At 35.0% G+C, this 23891-nt stretch carries 26 protein-coding genes; 10 read left to right on the top strand and 16 right to left on the bottom strand.

What is annotated here, in order from left to right; all coding sequences use genetic code 11:
- The first annotated feature begins 2 nt into the window (after positions 1-2).
- On the top strand, positions 3-917 hold the full coding sequence (locus tag V6M85_RS12225) for an NAD(P)/FAD-dependent oxidoreductase (protein WP_338600577.1): 915 nt from the start codon (positions 3-5) through the stop codon (positions 915-917).
- On the opposite strand, the gene V6M85_RS12230 is transcribed toward V6M85_RS12225, so the two are convergent.
- Positions 888-1118 (bottom strand): PolB1-binding protein PBP2 family protein, encoded by a 231-nt coding sequence (locus V6M85_RS12230; protein ID WP_338600580.1) that lies wholly within the window; start codon positions 1116-1118, stop codon positions 888-890. The two genes, V6M85_RS12225 and V6M85_RS12230, sit on opposite strands and share 30 nt — an antisense overlap.
- 11 nt (positions 1119-1129) lie before the next feature.
- Here V6M85_RS12230 and V6M85_RS12235 point away from each other — a divergent pair, with 11 nt between their 5' ends.
- Complete coding sequence (locus V6M85_RS12235) at positions 1130-1981, top strand: UbiA family prenyltransferase (protein WP_338600583.1); 852 nt, start codon at positions 1130-1132, stop codon at positions 1979-1981.
- Here V6M85_RS12235 and V6M85_RS12240 read toward each other — a convergent pair.
- Complete coding sequence (locus tag V6M85_RS12240; RefSeq protein WP_338600586.1) at positions 1971-2948, bottom strand: hypothetical protein; 978 nt, start codon at positions 2946-2948, stop codon at positions 1971-1973. The genes V6M85_RS12235 and V6M85_RS12240 overlap by 11 nt on opposite strands.
- A 34-nt stretch (positions 2949-2982) precedes the next feature.
- On the opposite strand from V6M85_RS12240, the gene V6M85_RS12245 reads away from it, so the two are divergent.
- The 6 genes from V6M85_RS12245 to hjc all read left to right on the top strand — a co-directional run bounded on the left by V6M85_RS12245 (position 2983) and on the right by hjc (position 8222).
- Positions 2983-3786 carry a GTPase gene (locus tag V6M85_RS12245; protein ID WP_338600589.1) on the top strand — a complete coding sequence of 268 codons (804 nt, stop codon included), beginning with the start codon at positions 2983-2985 and terminating at the stop codon, positions 3784-3786.
- Positions 3764-4264, top strand: a complete 501-nt coding sequence (locus tag V6M85_RS12250; RefSeq protein ID WP_338600592.1) for a magnesium-dependent phosphatase-1 — start codon at positions 3764-3766, stop codon at positions 4262-4264. The genes V6M85_RS12245 and V6M85_RS12250 overlap by 23 nt, the downstream gene beginning before the upstream one ends.
- Before the next feature lie 211 nt (positions 4265-4475).
- Positions 4476-6194 (top strand): acetolactate synthase large subunit, encoded by a 1719-nt coding sequence (locus V6M85_RS12255; RefSeq protein WP_338600595.1) that lies wholly within the window; start codon positions 4476-4478, stop codon positions 6192-6194.
- Positions 6172-6564, top strand: coding sequence for a hypothetical protein (locus V6M85_RS12260; RefSeq protein ID WP_338600598.1), 393 nt, complete (start codon positions 6172-6174; stop codon positions 6562-6564). The genes V6M85_RS12255 and V6M85_RS12260 overlap by 23 nt, the downstream gene beginning before the upstream one ends.
- Positions 6536-7546, top strand: coding sequence for a ketol-acid reductoisomerase (ilvC, locus tag V6M85_RS12265; protein WP_338600601.1), 1011 nt, complete (start codon positions 6536-6538; stop codon positions 7544-7546). The genes V6M85_RS12260 and ilvC overlap by 29 nt, the downstream gene beginning before the upstream one ends.
- 247 nt (positions 7547-7793) lie before the next feature.
- Positions 7794-8222, top strand: coding sequence for a Holliday junction resolvase Hjc (gene hjc / locus V6M85_RS12270; protein WP_338600604.1), 429 nt, complete (start codon positions 7794-7796; stop codon positions 8220-8222).
- Here hjc and V6M85_RS12275 read toward each other — a convergent pair.
- The 12 genes from V6M85_RS12275 to V6M85_RS12330 all read right to left on the bottom strand — a co-directional run bounded on the left by V6M85_RS12275 (position 8219) and on the right by V6M85_RS12330 (position 18422).
- Positions 8219-9724 carry a PINc/VapC family ATPase gene (locus V6M85_RS12275; protein ID WP_338604799.1) on the bottom strand — a complete coding sequence of 502 codons (1506 nt, stop codon included), beginning with the start codon at positions 9722-9724 and terminating at the stop codon, positions 8219-8221. The two genes, hjc and V6M85_RS12275, sit on opposite strands and share 4 nt — an antisense overlap.
- A 63-nt stretch (positions 9725-9787) precedes the next feature.
- Entirely contained in the window at positions 9788-10390 is a 603-nt protein-coding gene (pdxT, locus tag V6M85_RS12280; RefSeq protein WP_338600607.1) for a pyridoxal 5'-phosphate synthase glutaminase subunit PdxT, read from the bottom strand.
- A complete protein-coding gene (pdxS, locus tag V6M85_RS12285; protein WP_338600610.1) occupies positions 10387-11400 on the bottom strand; it encodes a pyridoxal 5'-phosphate synthase lyase subunit PdxS in 1014 nt (337 codons plus the stop codon). Before pdxS ends, pdxT begins: the two co-directional genes overlap by 4 nt.
- Before the next feature lie 34 nt (positions 11401-11434).
- The gene (locus V6M85_RS12290) at positions 11435-11722 is read right to left on the bottom strand and encodes a 30S ribosomal protein S26e (RefSeq protein ID WP_338600613.1); all 288 of its coding nucleotides are present in this window, start codon (positions 11720-11722) and stop codon (positions 11435-11437) included.
- A 34-nt stretch (positions 11723-11756) separates the two neighbouring features.
- Entirely contained in the window at positions 11757-13205 is a 1449-nt protein-coding gene (proS, locus tag V6M85_RS12295; protein ID WP_338600616.1) for a proline--tRNA ligase, read from the bottom strand.
- Positions 13206-13242: 37 nt separating this feature from the next.
- Positions 13243-13551 (bottom strand): V-type ATP synthase subunit K, encoded by a 309-nt coding sequence (locus V6M85_RS12300; RefSeq protein ID WP_338600619.1) that lies wholly within the window; start codon positions 13549-13551, stop codon positions 13243-13245.
- 20 nt (positions 13552-13571) lie between these two features.
- Positions 13572-13730, bottom strand: coding sequence for an ATPase (locus V6M85_RS12305; RefSeq protein ID WP_338600622.1), 159 nt, complete (start codon positions 13728-13730; stop codon positions 13572-13574).
- Complete coding sequence (locus V6M85_RS12310) at positions 13717-14358, bottom strand: V-type ATP synthase subunit D (RefSeq protein ID WP_338600625.1); 642 nt, start codon at positions 14356-14358, stop codon at positions 13717-13719. Before V6M85_RS12310 ends, V6M85_RS12305 begins: the two co-directional genes overlap by 14 nt.
- Positions 14355-15746, bottom strand: a complete 1392-nt coding sequence (locus V6M85_RS12315; RefSeq protein ID WP_338600628.1) for an ATP synthase subunit B — start codon at positions 15744-15746, stop codon at positions 14355-14357. Before V6M85_RS12315 ends, V6M85_RS12310 begins: the two co-directional genes overlap by 4 nt.
- Positions 15746-17524 carry an ATP synthase subunit A gene (locus tag V6M85_RS12320; RefSeq protein WP_338600631.1) on the bottom strand — a complete coding sequence of 593 codons (1779 nt, stop codon included), beginning with the start codon at positions 17522-17524 and terminating at the stop codon, positions 15746-15748. The genes V6M85_RS12315 and V6M85_RS12320 overlap by 1 nt, the downstream gene beginning before the upstream one ends.
- 2 nt (positions 17525-17526) lie before the next feature.
- The gene (locus V6M85_RS12325; RefSeq protein WP_338600634.1) at positions 17527-18114 is read right to left on the bottom strand and encodes a V-type ATP synthase subunit E; all 588 of its coding nucleotides are present in this window, start codon (positions 18112-18114) and stop codon (positions 17527-17529) included.
- Positions 18115-18119: 5 nt separating this feature from the next.
- Positions 18120-18422: a V-type ATP synthase subunit F gene (locus V6M85_RS12330; RefSeq protein WP_338600637.1), complete on the bottom strand. Its 303-nt coding sequence runs from the start codon at positions 18420-18422 to the stop codon at positions 18120-18122.
- A gap of 75 nt (positions 18423-18497) precedes the next feature.
- On the opposite strand from V6M85_RS12330, the gene V6M85_RS12335 reads away from it, so the two are divergent.
- Positions 18498-20606: a V-type ATP synthase subunit I gene (locus V6M85_RS12335; RefSeq protein WP_338600640.1), complete on the top strand. Its 2109-nt coding sequence runs from the start codon at positions 18498-18500 to the stop codon at positions 20604-20606.
- Here the strand turns inward: V6M85_RS12335 and metG are convergent.
- The gene (metG, locus tag V6M85_RS12340) at positions 20595-22316 is read right to left on the bottom strand and encodes a methionine--tRNA ligase (protein WP_338600643.1); all 1722 of its coding nucleotides are present in this window, start codon (positions 22314-22316) and stop codon (positions 20595-20597) included. The genes V6M85_RS12335 and metG overlap by 12 nt on opposite strands.
- A gap of 62 nt (positions 22317-22378) precedes the next feature.
- Between metG and priL the strand changes: the two genes are divergently transcribed.
- Positions 22379-23311 (top strand): DNA primase regulatory subunit PriL, encoded by a 933-nt coding sequence (gene priL / locus V6M85_RS12345; RefSeq protein ID WP_338600645.1) that lies wholly within the window; start codon positions 22379-22381, stop codon positions 23309-23311.
- On the opposite strand, the gene pgsA is transcribed toward priL, so the two are convergent.
- Positions 23281-23868, bottom strand: coding sequence for an archaetidylinositol phosphate synthase (gene pgsA / locus V6M85_RS12350; protein WP_338600647.1), 588 nt, complete (start codon positions 23866-23868; stop codon positions 23281-23283). The genes priL and pgsA overlap by 31 nt on opposite strands.
- Positions 23869-23891 lie beyond the last annotated feature (23 nt).

Here is a 23891-nt window from a genome sequence, read left to right on the forward strand (position 1 = left end):
TAGTGGGTGGAGGGATAGCAGGATTATTACTAGCTCATAAAGTCCTAGACTTTAATCCTACGGTTTTTGACAGAAGGCGTATCCCCGGAAAGAAATGTACGGGAGTAATAAGTTATCAAACTTTTACACAATTAGGTATAAGTAAGGAGTTCATAGATAGAGAATTTAAATCAATTGAAATCAGGTATGGCGATAGGTATTCAATTTATATAAACACGAACGTTATAAGGTTAAACAGAGAAAAGCTAGAAATATGGTTAGACGGCGAGGTTAGGACGAAAAGACCTAATGATGCTGTGATTAAAGGAAACACAGTAATTGTTGGCAGCGAGAGATATGATGGACTAGTAATAGACTGTGGCGGATGGAAGGGAAATGCTAGATGGATTAAAGCAATAGAGTATCTAGCAGAACCTATTAATGAAGATAAAATAATTGTATATATAGATAAGAGAAATGTAGGAGGGTTTAGCTGGATAGTTCCATTACCTTATGGTACTCTTATAGGTGCAATTTCCTATAAAGATCCTAAATTATTCTTACCTAAATTTAACAAAAGAATTATAGACGTTCATGGCGGGGCAATCCCTCGTGTTAGACCAGAATCTAAGATAGTTACTTTAAAACTAGGTGATTCCACGGGTCTTGTAAAGACGTTTACTGGTGGGGGTATATTTGGTATTGCAAATTTGCTAGGACCTTTAGTAAGTGGAATTCGAAATGGAAGCTTCAAGAATTACTACGCGAAATATAAGACGCTAGCCAAGGAGGTTAGAAGGCAATATTATTTAACAAGATTCTTAGAAACTACGTGGAGACTACTTCCTTTTATTTTCAAATTATATAATGAAAGAACAATTAATGTCGCAGAGGAATTTGATTTGCATTCACTTCTTATTCGTAGAATTCCTCACTAAGTTATAACAACCTTCTCCTCGCTCTATTATCCCCATTTCTATTAGTTTTGATATTACAGCTTGTGGGTTTGAAATGCCTTTTGCTTTAAGATCCATGACAGCAATTATTTCTCCTACTGAAACGTATGTTTTAAAGTACTCTATTGCTATCTCAATTTCTTTCTGATTAACAGACATAAGATATATTAGCCTAGTATTCATTTAACGTTATCGTGAGTTTTAAATCATACATGCAACTTGTCAGGATACATAACGTTATTGGAGCAGCATTGGGTGCTATTATGGGCTTTCTCGTCTCTTCAAAATGGCAAATCTTAGAAGCTAAGCAACTTCTACTATCAGCATTAGTAGTGGGCTTAATAGCAGCTGGAGGATATGTCATAAATGACGTATATGACGTGGAAATAGATAAAATAAATAAACCATACAGACCTATCCCATCCGGTAGTATATCCATTAATCAAGCTAGGACGCTAGCAATAATCTTATTCGCAGTAGGTGTTTTGGCCTCAATATGGTTAAATGTTTTCGCGATAATTGTGGCATTGCTAACTGTAATAGGTCTCGTTTATTACGCAAAGGAACTAAAACGGACCGGGTTGTATGGAAACTTGTTAGTAGCTACGACCACAGCCTTATCTATATTTTATGGCGGATTGGCCTTTTTCTCAGATGATTGGCTATCAAGAATAGCAATTCCTACATTTTATTCCTTTTTCTTAACATTAACAAGAGAAATAGTAAAGGGTATTGAAGATTATAATGGTGATCTAGCTAATAATGTAAGGACCTTAGCTACTACTTTAGGAATAAATAAATCATGGAAAATAGTTAAGGCTCTTCTTGCTCTCTTGCTGATAGTCTCTCCTATACCATTTTTTATAGGTTTTAATTTTATTTATATTGTAATTTTAATTGTAGCTTTTATTCCATTTACAATCCTTTCAATAGTTCAGAAGAACACGATAGAGGGTGCGTCAAAGGCTAGAAGTTATTTAAAAATATCCGCAATTGCAGGAATTATTGCTTTTCTACTGGGTAGTTTACCATTCTTTAGAGGCTAATTTGTTTGTCGACTATTTGCCTATATCCTCCCTTAACTCCCACTACTCTTATGTTTATTATATGTGCTTTTTTATTCTGGGTAATTGTTAAGGGAAGTTTAAGATCTATCGTGGAATTAATTTCTATATTGTTAAATGATTTGAAATGTGCAGGGACTCCGTTTATCATTACGTTTACTATTAACTTGTCTAGGTTTATCTCACTATCGTTCCTTAAAGCTAGATGGATGAAGTTGTTATCCACCTTACTATCCACATTAATGGTTATCTTAGGAGTTTTCTCCAATAAACTATATGAAGCCAAAATTATTCCATAATCCTTTTCATTTGCGGATTGTAATATTGTTGTAATTAGACTCTTATCTTCGATCTCTATTTCATCGCTATCAGAATTGGGTAAGACCGTATAAATCGGCTTCCCATCACCATCACTTATCTTTACTTTCCCTTCTTTGCTCTCATTTCTTATAACAAAATAGGATTTTCTCATCAGTTGAAAAGAGACTATTTCATTGGGCTTTAAAATCAAAGAACCAGTAGATAATTTATATTTAGTGCTAAAACCTTCTATCTTATAAAAAGAAATTGCACTTACGTTTAATAACTCTAAAGTGTGAATAGAAGGATGATAAATTATTATTTCATGTTTTCCTTCCTTAACGATTGGCGTTATATCATATACTATAGTGGAAATAATATGTGAATCATTTATCTCAATTTCAAAATTTGGTTTGAATTCTTTTGTAAGAGAGAAATTGTCAAACCAAAGCCTCCATCTCGGTAAATAAGTTTTTTCTCTTTTAGCTTGAATTATAAGATAGAACTTAGTGGGTCTAAATGTTATATCTAATGGGAAACCTACTTCCTTATTTATGTTATTTAACTTGATCGCCTTTGTAAAAGATTGGTAGTCTATTGATCCCTCAAAGTCTCCTTCGTCAAATGTCATTAATTCCCCTTTAGGCATGCATAAAAATAGTAATTACAAGAAAATAAAATGAATGCTGGGGAAAATCATTCAGTTGGTCAAAAGATCTGATCTCATAATAGAAGTATTGGATGCAAGAGAACCATCTTTAACCAGATCAAAGAAAATTGAGCAAATTGTAATAAAAAACGATAAGAAATTATTATTGGTACTAAACAAAGGAGATCTAGTTCCCCTATGGGTACTTAAGTCTTGGAAATATTATTTTAAAGAGGAAGAAAATAGGGAATCCGTTTACGTTTCTTCGACGTCTCACTTGGGAACTAAAAAATTACGTGATACTATGAAAGCATTGCTAAGAGGAAATAAAGGTGTAGTTGCCTTTATTGGCTATCCCAAAACTGGCAAATCCTCCATTATAAATGCTCTTAAAGGTAGACATTCAGCTCAGACTTCAGCTTATCCTCTAGAATATGGGTATACTAAATCTATACAGCTGTTTAAAATAGATAACAAAATATACGCATGGGATACGCCTGGTATAATACCGCCTGATGGTAATGAACTAGAAAAAATAATTAGAGGTTATAATGTAGATCTACTTGAAGACCCAGTAAAGCCAGCAATAGAATTGATAAACAGAATAATTAAAGCTTCAAGAGAAAGCCTTAAGCAAGCTTATGGAGTGGATTTTACAGATCCTTATGATTTACTCGTTAAAATAGCCTTAAAAAGGGGATGGGTTTACAAAAGCGATAAAGAACCAAATATAGATATGGCAGCAAAAACGATAATAAGAGATTATCATGAAGGCAAGATTACTTATTATACTCTCCCCCCAAATCTGTATAGGGATGATAAAAGCAGTAGTGTTTGACGCAGATAAAACTTTATGGGACCATCATAATATATCGGAATTTGAGGAACCATTAAAGATAGTAGATGCGAATACTCTAGAAGATTCTAAAGGACGAGCACTTCATTTATTTCCAGAAGTTAGAGAAACACTCAGGGAACTTAAGAACAGAGGATATATATTAGGATTAGCAACATGGAACTATGAGGAAAAGGCTATTAAGGTTTTAAGTGCGTTAGACTTAATGCAATATTTTCATGTAATAGTAGCTAAGCCTTTTCCTTACAAGTTCTTAATGCTAAGTTATATTATGATTGAAATCCGTAATAGAATGAACGTACGGATAAAACCAGACGAGATATTATTCTTGGATGACAGAAGAGGTCATTTTGGCAATATTTGGCTATATCTAGGTAATGTAAAGTGTTTAGAAATGTGGAAAGACGTAACACGATATGTCGAAATATTTGATATTATAAAGGGCGTAGATAGTGAATAATTTTTATTATTGAGTTTATGCTTGCTAAATAAAAATAATAATAAAGTTTAAAAACACACCAGCATTAAAAATTAGTCGTGAAAAAGATGATAGGTGACTTCTCCCTCCAAATTTAATACATTTTGTAAAAAAGTTAGTGGAATATTTGTTCAAAATAACAAGAGGCGGAATAATTCAAAATGTTCTTCTAAGTATAAAATGGTGATTCAAATTGCCAACAGGAGCTAGAATTTTAGTAGATTCTCTAAAAAGAGAAGGAGTAAAGGTAATATTCGGAATTCCAGGTTTATCAAACATGCAAATATACGATGCCTTTGTTGAGGATCTGCAAAATGGCGAATTACGACATGTACTAATGAGACACGAACAAGCTGCTGCACATGCTGCAGATGGTTATGCCAGAGCTTCTGGGGTACCCGGTGTATGTACTGCTACATCTGGTCCTGGGACTACCAATCTAACTACCGGGCTTATCACCGCATATTGGGATAGTTCGCCAGTAATTGCGATAACTGGAAATGTACCTAGAAGTGTAATGGGCAAGATGGCATTTCAAGAAGCAGATGCAATGGGTGTTTTTGAAAATGTAACTAAATACGTTATTGGGATTAAGAGAGTAGAAGAGATACCACTATGGATAAAGAACGCGTTTTATATTGCAACTACCGGAAGACCGGGACCAGTAGTTGTAGATATACCAAGAGATATTTTCTATGAAAAAATGGAAGAAGTGAAATGGCCAGAGAGACCAATGGTAAAAGGATATAGAGAGTTCCCAACTAGAATAGATCCCTTATCTTTAAAGAAAGCTGCAGAAATTTTGATTAACGCTGAAAGGCCTATAATATTAGTAGGTACTGGAGTAGTATGGGCTAATGCTACACCAGAAATTCTCGAGTTAGCAGAGATTCTACATATACCAATAATTTCTACGTTTCCTGGAAAAACGGCAATACCTCATGATCACCCATTATATTTTGGACCTATGGGATATTATGGGAGAGCAGAAGCATCAATGGCCGCATTAGAATCAGATGCAATGCTAATTGTTGGCGCAAGGCTTAGTGACAGAACGTTTACATCTTACGACGAAATGGTAGAAACTAGAAAGAAATTTGTTATGATCAATATTGATCCCACAGATGGCGAAAAGGCAATAAAAGTTGATGTAGGACTTTATGGCAATGCCAAAATAATATTGAGGGAATTAATAAATACAATACTCAAGTTAGGTGAAAAAAGAGAAAAAAACGCTTGGTTAAAAAGGGTTAAAGAATATAAGGACTACTACTCGCAGTTTTATTATCATGATGAGAACGGGAAACTAAAACCATGGAAAATATTGAAGACTATAAGACAAACGTTACCAAGAGATGCAATAGTTACCACTGGTGTAGGTCAACATCAAATGTGGGCTGAAGTGTTTTGGGAAGTACTAGAACCTAGAACATTCTTAACATCATCTGGAATGGGTACTATGGGATTTGGGCTCCCCGCCGCTATGGGCGCGAAATTAGCTAGGCCAGATAAAATAGTGGTTGACTTAGATGGTGATGGATCATTTTTAATGACTGGAACTAACTTAGCCACAGCAGTGGACGAACACATTCCAATTATTTCAGTAATATTTGACAACAGAACGTTAGGTTTAGTAAGGCAAGTGCAAGATCTATTCTTTGGAAGGCGAATAGTAGGTGTGGATTACGGTCCTTCACCAGACTTTGTTAAATTAGCTGAGGCATTTGGTGCATTAGGATTTAACGCAACAACCTATGAAGAAATAGAGAAGTCTATAAGGATCGCTATAAAGGAAGATATCCCTGCAGTTATTAGAGTTCCCGTGGATAAGGAAGAACTTGCACTACCTACCTTACCGCCTGGTGGAAGATTAAAACAGGTGATTTTACGTGACCCTAGAAAGAGTAGTTAGAGTATTAGCTTACTATAGGGACCCAGCGCTTATAGAGAGGATAGCGTCAAATTTTAGAAAATTATTTATGGATATTAATTGGATATACGGATGGAAAGTAAATGATGATAACCTATATGAGTTTTATATTGGTGTCAAAGATCATAATAATTTCCATACTGCGATTCTTCTATTAAGTAAAACAGTAGATATAGAAAGGGTAGAAATTCTCGAAGATGCACAACTAAAAAGAATAATAATAAGAGAAGGAAAAATAATAGAAGATCAATCAGAAAAGATAAATGAAGGAGACATGATAATTTATGTACCAGTTTTCAATAAGATAAAAGGGTATAGTTGGGGTGAAACATATGTCAAAAGTATACACTGATAAGGATGCAAGCCTAGATGTAATCAAAAATAAGAAGATAGCTGTATTGGGATATGGAAGTCAAGGTAGAGCTTGGGCTCAGAATTTGAAAGACTCTGGACTAAATGTGGTAGTTGGACTGGAAAGGGAAGGAAAATCATGGGAATTAGCTAGAAGTGAAGGATTTACTCCGCTTTATACTAAGGATGCTGTTAAGGACGCAGATATTATAATTTTTCTAGTACCAGATATGGTACAACGAACATTGTGGTTAGAAAGCGTCCAGCCATATATGAAAAAAGGTGCTGATCTAGTATTTGCACATGGCTTTAATATTCACTACAAATTAATCGAACCCCCCAAGGATTCAGACGTATATATGATAGCTCCTAAGGGACCTGGCCCTACAGTAAGAGAATATTATAAAGCAGGAGGTGGAGTTCCAGCTTTAGTTGCAATTTATCAAGACGTAAGCGGTATTGCTATGCAAAAGGCTTTAGCAATAGCTAAAGGAATAGGAGCTACTAGAGCTGGAGTTATTCCAACTACTTTTAAGGAAGAAACAGAAACTGACCTATTTGGTGAACAAGTAATATTAGTAGGGGGAATAATGGAATTAATGAAGGCCGCATTCGAAACCCTAGTAGAAGAAGGTTACCAACCAGAAGTGGCCTATTTTGAGACTATAAATGAATTGAAAATGTTGGTGGATTTAGTTTATGAAAAGGGAATTACGGGAATGTTAAAGGCAGTATCTGATACTGCTAAGTACGGTGGAATGACAGTAGGAAAGTTCGTTATAAATGAAGACGTTAAAAAAAGGATGAAAGAGGCACTACAAAGGATAAAGAGTGGGAAGTTCGCCGAAGAATGGATAGAAGAATACGGAAGAGGTATGCCAACAGTAGTTAATGGATTAGCGCAAGTACAGAATAGCCTAGAGGAGAAAGTCGGTAATCAGCTTAAGGATTTGATCCAAAAAGGAAAACCTAAGACTAGTTAAGTTAAACTGTGCTTTATAATTAACTTTAATTAAATTTTTACTTTCTCATAAGATTTTACATTTTTGAAATGACATTTAGTATTTTAAACATCAGAAGATATTGGGAATATGGAGTCTAAGTAACGCGCTAAAATTGATGTCTCAGTTTTTATTTCAACTTTATAGATGATCTCCAAAGTTAAAACATGTTGTTATTTGTTGGCTTTACGATGGAAAGACTAAAAACTATTAATAATAATTATAACGAGTGAATGCTAAAAAGAGGAAAGGTACAAGTGTAGAACGCGAGGTTGTAAGTAAATTAAGGGAAAAAGGGTTTGCAGTGCTAAGGGCACCAGCCAGTGGAAGTAAGAGAAAAGACTCTGTACCAGACATTGTAGCGCTAAAAAATGGTGTTATTATTCTCATTGAGATGAAAAGTAGAAAGGATGGCAACAAAATATACGTCAAGAGAGAGCAAGCTGAGGGAATAATCGAATTTGCAAAAAAGAGTGGTGGTCTCTTGTTTTTAGGCATAAAGAAACCTGGCATTCTAAAATTTGTTCCGTTCGAAAAACTAAGAAGGACCGAGACTGGAAATTACGTTGCTGATATAGATATGGAAGGTTTAGATTTAGAAGGTTTAGTGAGATTAGCAGAAGCTAAAGTAAGTAAAACATTGGATAATTTTCTCTAATCTGATAATTTTATCTTTATTTTGATGTTGTTCTTCTTCTCTAAACGTTTTAGTCTTTGAACTAGTTTCCTGTTATACTTCCCTATTTCTTCTCTGGGTATTACTATGACATATTCCCCATCTTCATATCTTACCATAGCGTTAGGTATGATACTATTTACGATTTTCGATATTTTGAATTCTAGGTTACCCATTACCATACTTCTATTTACTGGAACGATCATAGTCTGTTCTCCAAATACATATATTTCATATTCAGTATTTCCAGTTGCTAGATCTTTTATTTCAACAACTGGTCTAGCTAAATCAGCTTCTTTTAACCCAGCAGGGACTTTTACAGTCATTTCGAGAGTATAAACTTTGCTTACATTACCAGAATGTATGAAAATTATAGTATCTAGAATATTCGGTATTGTACCTATATCGACTCTATTTACAAATCTATGAATCGCGTCAATAGGCGAAGTAGCATGTACTACTCCTATCATTCCAACTCCAGCTAAACGAAGATCAACATATAACTTGAAATCTTCGTCATTTCTCATCTCGTCATAGACGGTATAATCGGGCCTACTCAATAACAGTATATCGTGTAACTCTCCAATTTCTGCGTAGTTTTTAGAGTATTGCGTTATTTCTGGTGGTAAATGCATATCTCTTGGCGATTCGATAGTTTTTACTATTTTTCCCAATCTCATATAGTATTCAGCCAATGCTTGGGCAAAAGTGGTTTTACCCATACCCGGTGCTCCAGCTATTATTATACCCTCTGCTCTTTCTTCTAATCTTTTTATTAACCTCTCATCCAGATTATACTCCTCTAATCTCTTCCTTACCACTGGTCTGGTTATTGTAATCTCCCATCCATCGCTTAAGGGAGGCCTAGTTATAACCACCCTATAATTACCTAATTGAATTATAAGAGAACCCTTTCTTTCTATTTCTATAAATGACCCTTTAATAAACCTAACCGCATTAATTATTTCATTTGCTATTCTCCTCACATCAAGGGAAAACATAGGTTTATCTGAAAGATTTACAAATTTCCAATTTCCTGGCTTACCTTTTTTGGCTCTTGGTACCGTATCCTCTTTTATGTGAACACTCATGGTCTCTTCATCAAAGAAACTCTCAAACGACAGACTCTGCTCTACTGGTTGCAAGAAATAATACTGAAGCCCCATAATTTCACAAATCTTTCTCTGTATTTCATCGGCTGTCACTATTGTACATCCTTTTTCTGTACAATATTCACGCGTAACTTCATTTACTTCGCCTCTTTTTGAATCATCACCTACTATTTCAAAGTTAACTAGAATTCTTTCTGTGACCTCTTTTACCTTTTTTACTTCATCAAGAGCTATTTCGGCACTAACTAAACCTTCATTACTTTCATTTTCTAATTGAGTTAAGAGCGATTTATGAATTAAAACGTTGCCAGTTATTATTCCCTTTTCTAGATACTTTGAGACTCCAAATAATAGAGCACTCTTGTCCAACATTAGATCATTCAAAATTCTTATCCCCACTTTTCAACCAAGATATATATTACAAAAAATAAAAAATTACCCTTTAACTATATGTAAAAAGTATTCGTGGATAACTGTAGTATCAGACAACTCTGGATGAAACGTTGTTGCTAGCATACCATCTTCTTGCGCTAGGACTGTTATGCCATTTAACTCTGCTAGACTTTTAGCTCTTCCAAAAGTTTTTGTTATTGCCGGGGCCCTAATGAAAACAAATCTAGCCCTTCCCATTCCGATTTTTGATAAGTCAACATTAGCTTCAAAGCTTTCTCTTTGTCTTCCATAATAATTTCTAATGATATTGATGTCCATTGTCCCAATTAGTGGCTGTGAAGTTTTACCTACCTTTGCATCACTTACTTCCTTTGCTAGCATTATAGCACCAGCGCACGTGCCTAAAACTGGAAGACCAGAGGAAATTTTATCTTTTAGATCATCTAGAACTCCTAATCTCTTAGCCACTAAACCTATTGTAGTACTTTCTCCACCAGGTATTATAACGCCATCAATTTCTTTAAGATCTTTAGGAATCTTTATCTGTACGATCTCTCCATTTAATGAAAGCTTATCAAAAGCTCTTTTTAGTTGCAAATAATGCTCCTCAAAACTTCCTTGATAACCTATTATCCCTATTCTCATAATCCTCTCACTTGCAATAATTCTTCTGGCTTTAATGATTTTATATCAATTCCCATCATGCTCTTTTGTTCACTTATCATTTTTTGTGCTTCCAAGACAATTTCAGGATATTCCCAGCAAGCAGCTGCTAATACTACTGCTTTAGCTCTTTCCTCTGGGTCTTGACTCTTAAATATACCAGAACCCACAAATATTCCATCAGCCCCTAACCACATCATGAGTGCGGCATCAGCAGGAGTGGCAATTCCACCCGCCGCGAAGTTTACTACTGGCAATCTCTTAAGTTTTGCAGTGAGTTCTACTATTTGGTAAGGAACTTGATATTCCCTAGCTTTCTTTACTCTATCTTCTTCTTCCATACTTATTAAGCTCCTTATTTCACTATTTATTATCTTCATGTGTTTAACTGCTTCACTTACATTTCCAGTCCCAGCTTCGCCCTTAGTCCTTATCATTGACGCTCCTTCTGCTATTCTTCGTAATGCTTCACCTAGGTTTCTAGCTCCATTTACAAATGGTACCTTAAATTCCCATTTATTTATATGATGTTCCTCATCAGCTGGGGTTAACACTTCACTTTCATCTATCATATCTACGCCTAAAGCTTCCAATACTTTAGCCTCATAATAGTGACCTATTCTTACCTTCGCCATTACTGGTATAGTTATTGAATTCATTACTTCTTCAATTATCTTAGGGTCTGCCATCCTTGCAACACCGCCTGATTTTCTTACATCATAAGGTAATTTATCCAGTACCATTACGGCTACTGCACCAGCTTCTTCCGCTATTTGTGCCTGTTGCACACTCGTTACATCCATTACTACACCGCCTTTCTGGAAAATTGGAAATGCGTGTTTTACTCTCGTCGTTCCAATCTGTATGCTACTATCAGATTTTAACTCTGGTAAGAATTCTAATAACCCATTATCTTTTATAATATCCTTGACTTCTGCTAATTTATAGAAAAACTCCTCTATTTGTGCAAAAGATAACTCGTAAAGTCTCATTACATCACGTAGATTTTCTCCTAGACTTAAAAAGTTATGTTAAACGAGCCTTTTGTTTTCTTTCGTTTTCTGCTCTTATTTTAACAATTCCCATAAACACTGCACAGTTTATACAATAGCACTTAGTAACTGGGTATCTAGCTATAATAGCGCCCTTCTTCTCTAACTCAGATGCTAGTGAAGGGTCTACTGGACTATACATCTTAGTTACACACACTGCCTTATCTTCTGGAACTCTGGCTCCACACTGATCACAATAAATGTAACCTACGTGACCTTTATCTCCTTTTCTTCTTCCTCTATTCTCTCTCTTCTTAGGCAAATTTGCACCCTATTTAATTCACAGCATTTAATCGCTAATAAGTTTTTGCAATCCTTAGAACTGTTTTTGCGTCCATTTTACATACTACGCATTTGTCATTTATTTCTCTTTCTTCTTCAGTAGGATAACCCAATACTCTCGCGTTAGTTAACTCTTCAATTTTTAATCCACATTCATTTCTTCCACACCATGGGACCTCTATAATACCGAGATCCTTCTCTAAGGTTTCCTTAATTTTTTCTATATCATTAGAGTATTTTACTTTAGATTTTAGATCGTCCCATGCTCTTTTTCTTAAACTCTCTTGAATATCATCTAGAATTTCATTTACCTTACTAACGATTTCCTCTCTCTTTATTGTATAAGGTTTTAGATTGTCCCTTCTCTTTATAAATACAGTGTTTGAGGAAAGTTCTCTAGGTCCTATTTCTATTCTAATTGGGACGCCCTTAAGTTCCCAGATATAATACTTCTCCCCTGGTGTTTTATCCATATCTAAATCCGCATTACAAGTTATGCCACTTTTGTTTAAGATATCGCAGATTTCTAAAGAATATTGTATTATCCTTTTAGTTTCATCTTCGCTTTTTCCTGGAATTGGTATAATTACAACCTTAATTGGAGCAACAGTTGGAGGTAAGACCGGACCGTGATCATCACCATGTATAGCAACTATTGACGCTATTGCCCTATCTGAAATTCCATAACTTGTTTGATGTGGATAATCCAAACTACCATCTTTTTTCTGTATCTTAAAATCTAATGCCTTACTGAAATTCTGACCAAGATGATGAACTGTACCTATCTGCATTACTCTACCATCTGGCATAATAGTATCAAAAGCATAAGTATGGAGTGCACCAGCAAATCTATCCCATTCTGGTCTCTCAGATAAGATATATGGAATTGCCAACTGATCAAAGATCTTTTTATAGATTTCTATGGCTTCTTTAACTTGCCTCTGTGCGTCTTCATAGGTCTCATGAACTGTATGAGCTTCTTTGAAAGTAGTGATTTCCCTTAATCTTATCATTGGTCTAGTTGCCTTGGTCTCGTATCTAAAAACACTAACTATCTGATAATATTTTTTAGGCAACTGCTTATAGCTCTTTATCCACAAGTTCTCCATTAATGTTATTGCAACTTCACTTGTTGGTCTTAATGCTAACTTTACATCTAAATCTTCATTTCCTCCTTTAGTTACCCAATATACTTCGTTTTCAAATCCCTTAATGTGAGTACTTTCTCTTCTTAACAGATCTTCTGGGATTAGAAGTGGGAACAATACTTCCTCATGCCCGGTAGAGTCTAGAAGATTTCTGATAAGGTTTATTACATTTTGCCTTAGCTTAAATCCATATGGCATCCATACTCCCATTCCTTTTACCGGATATCTTCCATAATCGTAAAATTCTCCTTCTCTTAGTACCCACTCAAACCACTCGCTGAAATTTTTCGACCATTTCTCTCTAGTTAACTGCACAAGAAGGAGAAAACACACAAAATAAAAAACTTTAACTTTAGAACTTACCGAATAACATTAGGACCGCGAATAGTATTCCGTATACTGCTATTCCTTCACCGATAGCTACGAAAATTAAAACCGTACCAAACATGTCTCTTCTTTCTGTTAATACACCTACACCAGCAGCTGCAGCCATACCTACAGCTATACCTGCACCAATAGCGGCTAATCCTACAGCTAAACCAGCACCGATATTTATACCCTCAAACCCTTGTGCTGTCTCTGATGGAGCTTGTGCAGCAGCTATTACACTACTTATTAGTATTGGTAACAATATGCTTAAGACCAGGGTTCCTCTCTTCATGGTTAAATCCCACACAATTATTATGACAATTCCTTTAAAACCTTTCTTTTCACTTCATCTAGTTGACTAAGCCTACTTTTTAATAATCTTTCATATTCAGCGTTGAGATTTTTTAAAATTTCGCTCTTTTTCTCTTCTAATGAGTTTCTTAAAATTTGCAAATATTTATCCTGCTCCACTTTCTCTCCTCCTCTGTAAGATTCTTCTTATAATTTTAAGTCTAGAGAACTCTTCTCTTTGTCTATCTTCTAAAATTTGTTTTATGAATTTTATAGATCTCCTATAGAAAGGCAAAATATAATTATCTATGGAGTTAATAAGCCGTTGAGTTTTTCTTAATTCAGAAACTAGTGACCTTATTGTTGATTCTAATTCAACCAACTCGATAACCTTATTTAAAGCTTCAGTCATCTCCTCATAGGACTCAGACAGATAGGGAGAGGTTTCTACGTCACTAAAGGGTTTTGGTGGTATTGAGTCCTTGTTTAATCTGATCACGGGCACTTTTACTCCAAATATAACTTTTATCGAACTATTTACCTCTAAACTTGGTTTTTGTGAAAGCGCTATTTCCTCTATGTTAGATATTCCTTCTGCTGCAACGGCTTGTAGATAATTCTCATAAACTTTCTTCATGGTTTCATTAACTTCATTGTAAATTTTCTCATACTCGTTAGCATAGGTTCTTAAGTAAAGAAGTAAAACCTCTCTCTTATTTTCTAATAACCTTTTTATAACAGTAATTAATCTAAGCTGTCTTCTAAACTGTATCAAATTTATTTTTGTTGGTAAAACTTTTTGACTCATTTCTTACCCCTATAGTTTGGATGGTACTTCTGGATGTACTGCGTCTTTATGTTAGTTAGCTCAGATTCTGGTAGAACCGAAAGGATTTCCCATCCTATATCTAATGTGGTCTCAATATCTCTGTTCTCATTAACTCCTTGACTGACAAATTTTCTCTCGAATAGCTCACCAAATAATAGGTATTTTCTGTCGACTTCTGATAAGGAATCCTCGCCTATTATTGCAGCTAATCCTCTTGTATCAACAGCTCTCGCATAAGCTGCGAATAACTGATTTGAAACATCTTTATGATCGTCTCTTGTCTTTCCTTCTCCTATTCCATCTTTTGCAAGTCTCGATAGGCTCATTAACACGTTAATGGGTGGATAAATACCCTTGTTATATAATGCTCTATCAAGAACTATTTGTCCCTCAGTTATATACCCCGTTAAATCTGGAATTGGGTGGGTGATATCATCGTTGGGCATTGTCAATATTGGCATCTGCGTAATTGAGCCTTTCTTTCCTATTACTTTTCCAGCTCTCTCATATATTGTGGCTAAGTCAGTATACATATATCCAGGATATCCACCTCTACCCGGAACTTCCTCTCTAGCAGCGCTGATTTCTCTTAACGCCTCGCAGTAGTTTGTCATATCAATTAGTATAGCTAAAACGTGCATATCTTGCTCAAATGCTAAATATTCAGCTAATGTTAGTGCTGTCTTTGGTGTTAACGTTTTCATTACAGGTGGTTCATTAGCTAAGCTAACTATCATTGCGACTCTATTAATAGCCCCAGTTTCTTCAAAGAACTTACGGAAGAATAGTGCGTCATCGTATCTTGCACCTATTGCAGCGAAAACTACTGCAAAATTGCTTTCCTCACCCCTGACAGTAGCTTGTTTAGCAATTTGTGCCGCTAAAACATTAGCTGGTAATCCACTACCACTAAATATAGGCAATTTTTGCCCTCTTAGTAATGCGTTTAATCCATCTATTGCAGAGATTCCAGTTTGTATGAACTCTTCCGGATATTCTCTAGCTGCAGGATTTAAGGGTGAGCCGTTTATATCTCTCTTATCTCCTTTAATCACTGGAGGACCATTATCTAATGGATCCCCTAAGGGATTGAATATACGTCCCAGCATCTCCTCTGAGATTTTTACCTCCAATCCTCTTCCTAACATTCTTATCTTAGTTCCAGTGGGTGAAACACCAGTGGTTCCTTCGAAAACTTGAACTATAGCTATACCTAATTGTGAGTCTATAACTAGTCCTCTTCTTCTCTCCCCATTTGGCATTTCTATTTCTACTAGTTCATTATATGATGCGTCTGTTACACCCTGAACATATACTAATGGACCTTTAATCATAGATATGTTGGAGAATTCTCTTACGCTTAACATTAAACACCAGCCTCCTTTTCTAGATTCTCAAATGAGGTAATTAATCTTCTCTCTAACTCATCATATTTATTCAACTCATCATTTTTAATTGTAGCTTTTGATCTAATTATTTCTGGTAAAAGTGATCCTAAATTATCCGTAATCTTCTTAACTGGAATTCCCTTTTCTACTAATTTGCTAGCATAGTTATTGAACAAGTAAATTAGTCTCATTATCCTAGCTTGCTTTTGTGGAGAAGAGAACGCATCTATATCGTCATAAGCATTTTGTTTCAAGAACGCCTCTTTTATTAGCCTTGCTGTCTCAAGTACTAATTTATCCTTTTCCGCTAATGACTCTGGCCCTACTAATCTAACTATCTGCCTTAGCTCGTCTTCTCTGATTAATGTTCTCACCATCATATCTCTTATTTCCTTCCACTTTGGATCTACATTAGTATTCCACCAATTTGCAACCAAATCTACGTAAGCTGAGAATCCTTGTAACCAGTTAATTGCTGGATAATGTCTAGCTTGAGCTAATGAGACATCTAAAGGCCAGAAGACCTTCACAAATCTTAAGGTCTGACTAGTAACTGGCTCAGTGAAATCACCACCTGGTGGTGAAACCGCAGAAGCTATGGTAACGGAACCAAATCTTTCAGGTTTTCCTATTGTTCTAACTCTTCCAGCTCTTTCGTAATATTCTGCTAACCTAGATGGCAAATAACTTGGGAACCCTTCTTCAGCGGGCATCTCTTCCATTCTACCTCCTAAGTCCCTTAAAGCCTCAGCCCATCTCGAGGTTGAATCAGCAACGAGTAGAGTATCATATCCTTGATCTCTGAAATACTCTGCCATAGTTACTCCTACATATATACTTGCTTCTCTAGCGGCTACCGGCATATTGCTAGTATTAGCGACTAATATAGTCCTTTCCAATAAAGGTCTTCCCGTCCAAGGGTCTTTAAGCTTAGGGAATTGCCTTAACTCGTCTGTCATTTCGTTACCCCTTTCACCGCATCCTACGTAAATCACTATCTTCGCTTCACTCCATTTAGCCAAACTTTGCAAAGTTACAGTTTTGCCACTTCCGAAAGGCCCTGGTATTGCTGCAGTACCACCTTTGGCTATTGGGAATATTGTATCTAGAACTCTAGTTCCAGTTAGTAATGGTTCAGTTGGTTCTAATTTTTCTTTGAATGGTCTCGGAATTCTAACAGGCCATCTTTGCATTAATTTTACTGGTATCTCATCTCCATTCATATCAACTACCGCTATTGTATCTTCTACTGTATAATCTCCTTCAGATACTATTTCCTTCAATGTTCCATGAACGTGTGGAGGTACTAAAATTCTATGTTCCACCAATGCGGTTTCGTTTACAGTACCAATTATATCTCCTCCTTCTATCTTATCTCCTTTTTTAACTTTAGGTATGAAGTGCCATTTCTTATTTCTATCAATCGAAGGAACTTTAATTCCTCTAGCTATAAATGGAGATTTTGCCACATCCCTAATGGAATCTAGGGGTCTTTGTAATCCATCAAATATTTTTCCCACTAATCCTGGACCTAATTCTATTGATAGTGGTGCGCCAGTCCTATATACTGGTTCATTTGGCTTTATTCCGCTAGTATCCTCATAAACTTGGATAAATGCTCTATCTCCTTCTATTCTGGTTATTTCCCCAATTAATCTGAGCTCTCCAACTTCTACTACTTCGTACATTTGGGCATTTCTCATGTTGTCAGCTACTACTAAAGGTCCATTTACTCTAACTATTCTCCCCTTCTCCATTTTCATTTACCTCCGAATAATATATCGGAGATCTTTCCCCTCATACTATCAAAAACCTGGTCTAAGATAAGCTTTAATGAAAAATCTTTTGTTAACCCACTTCCCTCGTAATATATTCTTATACCACCTAACATCTTTTCATCAACTTTTACCATAGCATTCTTGTTTTTATTTACTATCTTCTCGATTAATGGTTTATCGTTTGGGGAGCAATATATTGTTATTTTTTCTCCTTCTCCAGCCTCTTTAATTTCTCTGCTTAGGATATTCTCTATAGCGTCTTTGTACTCCTTGGTTTTAATTATATTATTAATTTTCTCTAATACCCTTTCATAAACTTTATTTATCCAATATTCCTTTTCAGATAATAATACTCTTTTATTCTCTACTTCTAATCTGGCTTTTTCTCCTTCTATTTCCTCTTTTGTCTTATTTATTAAATCATTTATTTTCTGGGTATATTCCTGCAATATCTTGCCATGTCCATCATTAATTAATTTTTGAGCCTCATCTAGACCCTTCTTTAACTCCGTCTTTACCTCTTCTCTAACTTTCTCTATTGATTTATCAAGTAATTTTTCGAATTCCATTCACATCACCCAAAACCTAACGCTTTCATTATCATCTTTTTCACGTCTATGGGTTTAGATTCACTAAAGGGAGAAGGAATAATTGTTATTAAAGGTTTTTTCTGGTCAGCAATAATGGGATCTAGTTTCTCCTTAATTGGTTCATATATATCCTTTGTTATTAGTATTAAATCAATATCCTCCCTTTTCCTTAGTTTAGAAATAAGATCTGGTAAACTATACGGATCGTCTAGAAAGTCTCCCTCTGTCCCCACCATTCTAAAGAGGGACACCGTATATTTGTCCCCTATTACAAACACTTTACCCATTGCGGATTAATTCTAAATAACAGAGATTAAATACTTATAAGTATCCTTCTATTACATATTGCGAGGGAAATTAAAGTGCTATTACCAGAGAATATGGTTAGATTACAGATAATTTCTGATAAAGCGTCTTTAGATACGATAGTAACTAAACTCCTTAAACTTGGCGTATTTCAGCCAGAGGAACCTCTTTATCCTATAGGGAACGAAAGAATAGAAGAAGCTAGGAGATTAATTACCGCAGTTCAAGACCATATTAGCAAATTGAAAATAATAATGGAGTTAGGAGGATTAATAATAGAACCCTTAGGGAGTATAAAAGTAAGTAGTTGGTCTAAAACTGCAGAAGAAGTAAATGAAGAAGCGTTAAAATTAGAGGAAAGATATAAGGAGTTACTAGAGGAGATAGGCAGGTTAAGAGCTGAGAGAGATCTTTATCAACAACAACTAAAAGAATTGGAGCCTATTAAGACAATAACAGTTGAACTATCGAGATTATATTCGCTGGAACTATTTGACGTAATATTGGCTCAAGTAACAGAAGATAAATTAAAGCTTCTTAATCAAATACTAGGAGAATCTAGTGGTTTCGTATATAGTGTAAAATCTGGAGAAAATAGCTATACTGTTTTAGTGATAGCTGAGAAGTCTGCGGATATAGACAAAAAATTGAGAGAAGTAGGAGTTAGAAGGTACGAATTACAAGAAGGCAAGTCTCCATATCAATTATATAATGAAATTCTAGAGAGAATAAACCAAATAAATACTATTCTTGAAAGGACTAGGGATGAATTAGCAAGAAAAGTGAAGAATGAGGAGAACTATATAAAGAATGTTTATGGTAAATTGCTAACAATTAGAGATGCCTTAAATATAATGAATAAAGCAAGAGTATCTGAATATTACCTACAGATTGAGGGGTACATTCCAGAGAAGTATGTTAAAAGAGTGCAGAGTGAAATGAAGGAAATAGCATATGTTGATTATATAAGACCAAGGCGCTATGGCGAAAAAGAGGAACCGCCAACATTGGTTGAAATGCCTAAATCAATAAAAGTTTTAGAATCATTAGTTGAAATATATGGAACTCCATCGTACTGGGAGATTTCCCCTATAGCGTTTCTAGTTTTCACATTCCCTATCCTTTTTGGTCTCATGTTTCCAGATTTCGGTAACGCTATAGTTTTACTTCTATTCTCAATTTGGTTTTATAGATATGGTAAGAAAAGGGGAAGCGAAAATATTCCTAAGTTATCTATAATTCTAATATACTCAAGTGTGATTGCAATGATAACTGGTTTATTAGCTAGAGATTTCTTTGGCCCTCTGCCAGTAGGTGGCTTGAGGGAAATATTAAATAATGGCAACTATTCTGTAGGTCCTCTATATAACATATGGCCAATTCCAGCTAGCGTATCAGAGGCGTTAAAGTTCCTTTTACCTTTTGGTGAGTATAGTACCAGTGTCAGCATAGAGAATACTATGATATTTTCAGTTTTATTAGGCGCAATTGCATTATTCGTAAGCTCTTTACTGGGTGTTATCAATGCTGTTAGAAAGAAAGATTCGGAATTCCTATTCTTCGAAAAGTTACCGTTATTTCTACTATATGTAGTTCCCATATTCATTTTCATGTATGGTGTAACAAACCCCGCTAACTTCTTTGCTGCAGATGAGCAGGTTTTAGGTCAAATACTTAATGCCGTTTTAATGAAGTCCTTCAGCCAGAATATTATAGGTTATGGAATAGTGTGGTGGACTTCCTTTGCTTTATTATATAACTGGGCAGCTCATGCAATTTTAGTTAAGAGACATGATAACGCGAGTTGGGGTTCTGCAATTGCAATGGGCTTTATAGAGGGTGGTTTTGAGGGAGCACTCTTATTGCTATCCAATACTATCTCGTTCATAAGAGTTTTAGTATTTGCGTTGTCACACTATTACATATTATATGCGTTTTCATATATGGCTTACTTAGTTGCACCATCTACGACTACAATAGGAGTACTGATAAATCCTATCGCGATTGTTATTCTAATTATAGGAAACTTGTTAGCAATAGGTTTAGAGGGATTAGTAGTATTTATACAAGATCTAAGGCTTCACTTTTACGAGATGTTTAGCAAGTTCTATGAGGGAAGAGGAAGAAAATTCGAGCCAGTAATGGCTTATGTGTCACTTGAGTAAGGTAGGTCTAATTTTTTCTATGTCTTTTCTTATGTTTTCCAACTTACTTTGTATTTCTTTTTCGAAATCAGTAGGAAGTTTCTTGAAAAGCGTTATTACTTGCCCTATCTTATGGCCAGGCTTAATGTATAATTTAGACGCGTCATCCCATTTCTCATTTTCTATATCTCCCATATTTAGCATATCATATATCTTCTGTGCATAGGAAGGCATTAATGGATATAATAATATTGCTATCGTTCTCACTGAATTAACACCTATATAAAGGGTGTTCTTTAATTCGATTTCTTTACCAATTTTGTATAGATTCCAGGGAGCCTTCAAATTTAAGTACGCATTACACTCTCTAACGAATTTCAACATTTCTTCTGTTCCAGCCTTTAGTTTGCCTTTTTCAAAAAGACTTCCAACGTTCTTAGGAGTCTCCTTTATCATTTCTATAATCTTCTTATCGTTATCGTCTGTATTATTATCATTAAATTCTGGAATTACCCCATTGTAATATCTGTTTATCATACTAAGTACTCTGTTAATATAATTTCCAATATCATCATTGAGTTCCGTATTAACTATCCTAACGGTTTCTCTCCAAGTAAAGTTAGTGTCTTTTTCCTCTGGCCTCAATCTAATTAAGATGAATCTCCAATATTCTACATCCATAAGTTGTGGCGCCTCATCAATCCACACTCCTATTCTTCTGCTTTTGCTGAACTTTTGCCCTTCATATAATAAGTACTCAGTAGCTGCTATTACATCTGGTAAGTGATATCCTTCTTCAGAGGCCATAAGCATTGCAGGTAGGATTACTGCGTGAAATGGAATATTGTCCTTTCCTATAAAATAATAGCTCTTTATATTATTCCCAAACCAGAATTCTTTCCAATTCTGTGGTTCACCTCTTTTTTCAAAATATTCTATAACAGCCGAAATGTAGCCCAAGAGTGCCTCAAACCACACGTAGATAGTTTTATCTTCTGCTTCAGCAAACGGAGCCTGTATACCCCATTTGTTATCTCTTGTTATACTTCTAGGTTTTAAGCCCTCGCTAACCCAACTTAATGCAACCGACTTTACGTTTTCAGGCATGTCTCTGGATTCACTTATCCATTGCTTTATCTTATCATTAAACTCTGATAGATCGAAAAACCAATGTTTAGTTTTCTTAAATACTGGTGTTCTTCCGCAGATGCTACATTTAGGGTTTATTAGTAGATTTGGCGTGAGTAATCTTCCACAATTATCACACTGATCTCCTCTCGCATCTTCAAATCCACAATAGGGGCAGGTTCCTTTAATAAATCTATCAGGTAAATATAGTTTATCATATTCACAAAATGGTATTTCATCTTCAGAGACCTTAATGTATTTATCTAATTTAAGTAAGAACTCCCTTACGAATTTCTTGTGAGTCTCACTTTCAGTTCTGGTATAATTATCGAAACTTATTTTCCATACGTTCAAAAAAAGGTGCTTATCGTACTCATGGGCTTGGTCAGTAAGCTCTTTTGGATTAACTCTCCTTTTTATCGCCTCTACTTCTATAGGAGTTCCATGCTCGTCACTACCACTAACAAATATTACATTTTCTTTCCCGTACTTTAGCCTTGCATACCTAGCGAAGACGTCTGCTGATAATATAGAGCCTATTAGATTACCTAAATGTGGTACTGAATTTACATATGGCCAAGCCGAAGTTACAAGTACTTTCATTACATTCTGTTTTTCAGCAAGTCTTTATTAAACATAACTAAATAGATAGCTTAGTAAAAGTTATGGTATTAGACGTCAAGAAATATCCCTTCACTAAGAGTCTAGAGGATGAACTAAGAAAGTATGGTGGAGGAATTACTTTAACCGACTTATTACTCAGCGATAGCGAGATTATAGATCAAGCTAAAGATAGAATACAGAAAGCAATAGCAAATGAAAATCTTCCGCATTACACAATGTATAGAGAGCCCGTATTGGTTTTTTATACAACATTATTATCCTTAGCAATATTAAATGATGCTAAGCTCATTCGTAAATACGCTTATGAAGAGGCAAAGCAGTTCAGAATCTTACTTCTTAATGAGAGTGAGGAAAATCTAATTGAACTTTCAAGACTGTTAAATATCAAAATAAATAGATGTACTCCAATAAAGTTTAATTTAGAGAAAGGAAAAAGAATCATTCAAAAAGAATTCTGTGTACATTTTATAGATTATTTAAGATACACTAAAAATATGAGCGAAGAGTGGAAATTAAGTAAACAAGTATTACAAAAGGGATACGTCTATCTCACTAAAAACCAGTTAAGCGATATAATAGTTGAAAATATTAGGAATAAAATAGTTGAAATGATAAAGCCATTAAACTTGAAGGAAATTCCTGAAAAACTAAAAAGTTTGATTGAGAGAAAAAGAACAATTCCACCTTGCATAGAGAACATCTTAAATAAAGAACAATTAAATGAAGAGGAAATAAGAACATTAATTACCTTTTACATAGATATAGGAAAGGGATTGAATAGTATCACGGCAATTATGAAGAAGTGGAATTTAACGAACGTCAGAGATCTGTATAAAAAGTATAGAGGAAGTGGTAGAACAAAGTATATAGTATATTCATGTGAAAAAATGAAACAACTAGGTCTTTGTGTAAGTAATTGTAATGTTAAAAATCCCTTACAGCTCTACTTTCTCAATAACGAATACACTACGTAGAATCTTTGAATTACAGTAATTGCTGTAAGCATAAGAAATATATAAAAAATGTATACAGATACAATTTTATTGACTATCACATAAACCAAGAGAATTATTAAGACGAATATTATTCTCTCTCCTCTTTCTATTATTCCTCTTCCTTCCATCTTAAGTCCGAGAGATTCAGCCTTAGCCCTAATATATGAAATTACTAAAGATAAGCCAACAGCTATTGCAACTAGATAAGATGAAAATCCTAAGAAAATGAAGGCAGAGATGTACAATATATCTTCTACTCTATCGAGTGTAGAGTCCAAGAAGCTTCCAAAAGGCGATACGGTATTTGAGACTCTAGCCACTTCTCCATCAATTGCGTCCATTAATGCTGAGATTATGAGAAAGATTATCCCCAATATTATATTGTAACTCATGATTTCAAGAAAATATATAATTGCAAATATTAGCCCTAGAACTGTAATATAATTTGCACGGATATTAGCACCAGCTAACGTTTCTGCTAATGGTTCTATTATCCTCTTAACTTGCTTCCTTATTCTAGTTAGCATGACAACCACTACTATTTTAAACCCTTTTAACT

The sequence above is a fragment of the Sulfolobus tengchongensis genome (assembly GCF_036967215.1).
GTDB classification, from domain to species: Archaea; Thermoproteota; Thermoprotei_A; order Sulfolobales; family Sulfolobaceae; genus Saccharolobus; species Saccharolobus tengchongensis_A.

Coding starts and splice junctions, on each gene's coding strand:
- V6M85_RS12325 (WP_338600634.1), bottom strand. CDS start 18,114: ATGGAATTCGAAAAATTACTTGATAAATCAATAGAGAAAGTTAGAGAA.
- V6M85_RS12320 (WP_338600631.1), bottom strand. CDS start 17,524: ATGGAGAAGGGGAGAATAGTTAGAGTAAATGGACCTTTAGTAGTAGCT.
- V6M85_RS12315 (WP_338600628.1), bottom strand. CDS start 15,746: ATGTTAAGCGTAAGAGAATTCTCCAACATATCTATGATTAAAGGTCCA.
- V6M85_RS12300 (WP_338600619.1), bottom strand. CDS start 13,551: ATGAAGAGAGGAACCCTGGTCTTAAGCATATTGTTACCAATACTAATA.
- V6M85_RS12310 (WP_338600625.1), bottom strand. CDS start 14,358: ATGAGTCAAAAAGTTTTACCAACAAAAATAAATTTGATACAGTTTAGA.
- V6M85_RS12230 (WP_338600580.1), bottom strand. CDS start 1,118: ATGAATACTAGGCTAATATATCTTATGTCTGTTAATCAGAAAGAAATT.
- V6M85_RS12240 (WP_338600586.1), bottom strand. CDS start 2,948: ATGCCTAAAGGGGAATTAATGACATTTGACGAAGGAGACTTTGAGGGA.
- priL (WP_338600645.1), top strand. CDS start 22,379: ATGGTATTAGACGTCAAGAAATATCCCTTCACTAAGAGTCTAGAGGAT.
- V6M85_RS12330 (WP_338600637.1), bottom strand. CDS start 18,422: ATGGGTAAAGTGTTTGTAATAGGGGACAAATATACGGTGTCCCTCTTT.
- V6M85_RS12275 (WP_338604799.1), bottom strand. CDS start 9,724: ATGTTGGACAAGAGTGCTCTATTATTTGGAGTCTCAAAGTATCTAGAA.
- V6M85_RS12245 (WP_338600589.1), top strand. CDS start 2,983: ATGCTGGGGAAAATCATTCAGTTGGTCAAAAGATCTGATCTCATAATA.
- pdxT (WP_338600607.1), bottom strand. CDS start 10,390: ATGAGAATAGGGATAATAGGTTATCAAGGAAGTTTTGAGGAGCATTAT.
- V6M85_RS12250 (WP_338600592.1), top strand. CDS start 3,764: ATGATAAAAGCAGTAGTGTTTGACGCAGATAAAACTTTATGGGACCAT.
- metG (WP_338600643.1), bottom strand. CDS start 22,316: ATGAAAGTACTTGTAACTTCGGCTTGGCCATATGTAAATTCAGTACCA.
- pdxS (WP_338600610.1), bottom strand. CDS start 11,400: ATGAGACTTTACGAGTTATCTTTTGCACAAATAGAGGAGTTTTTCTAT.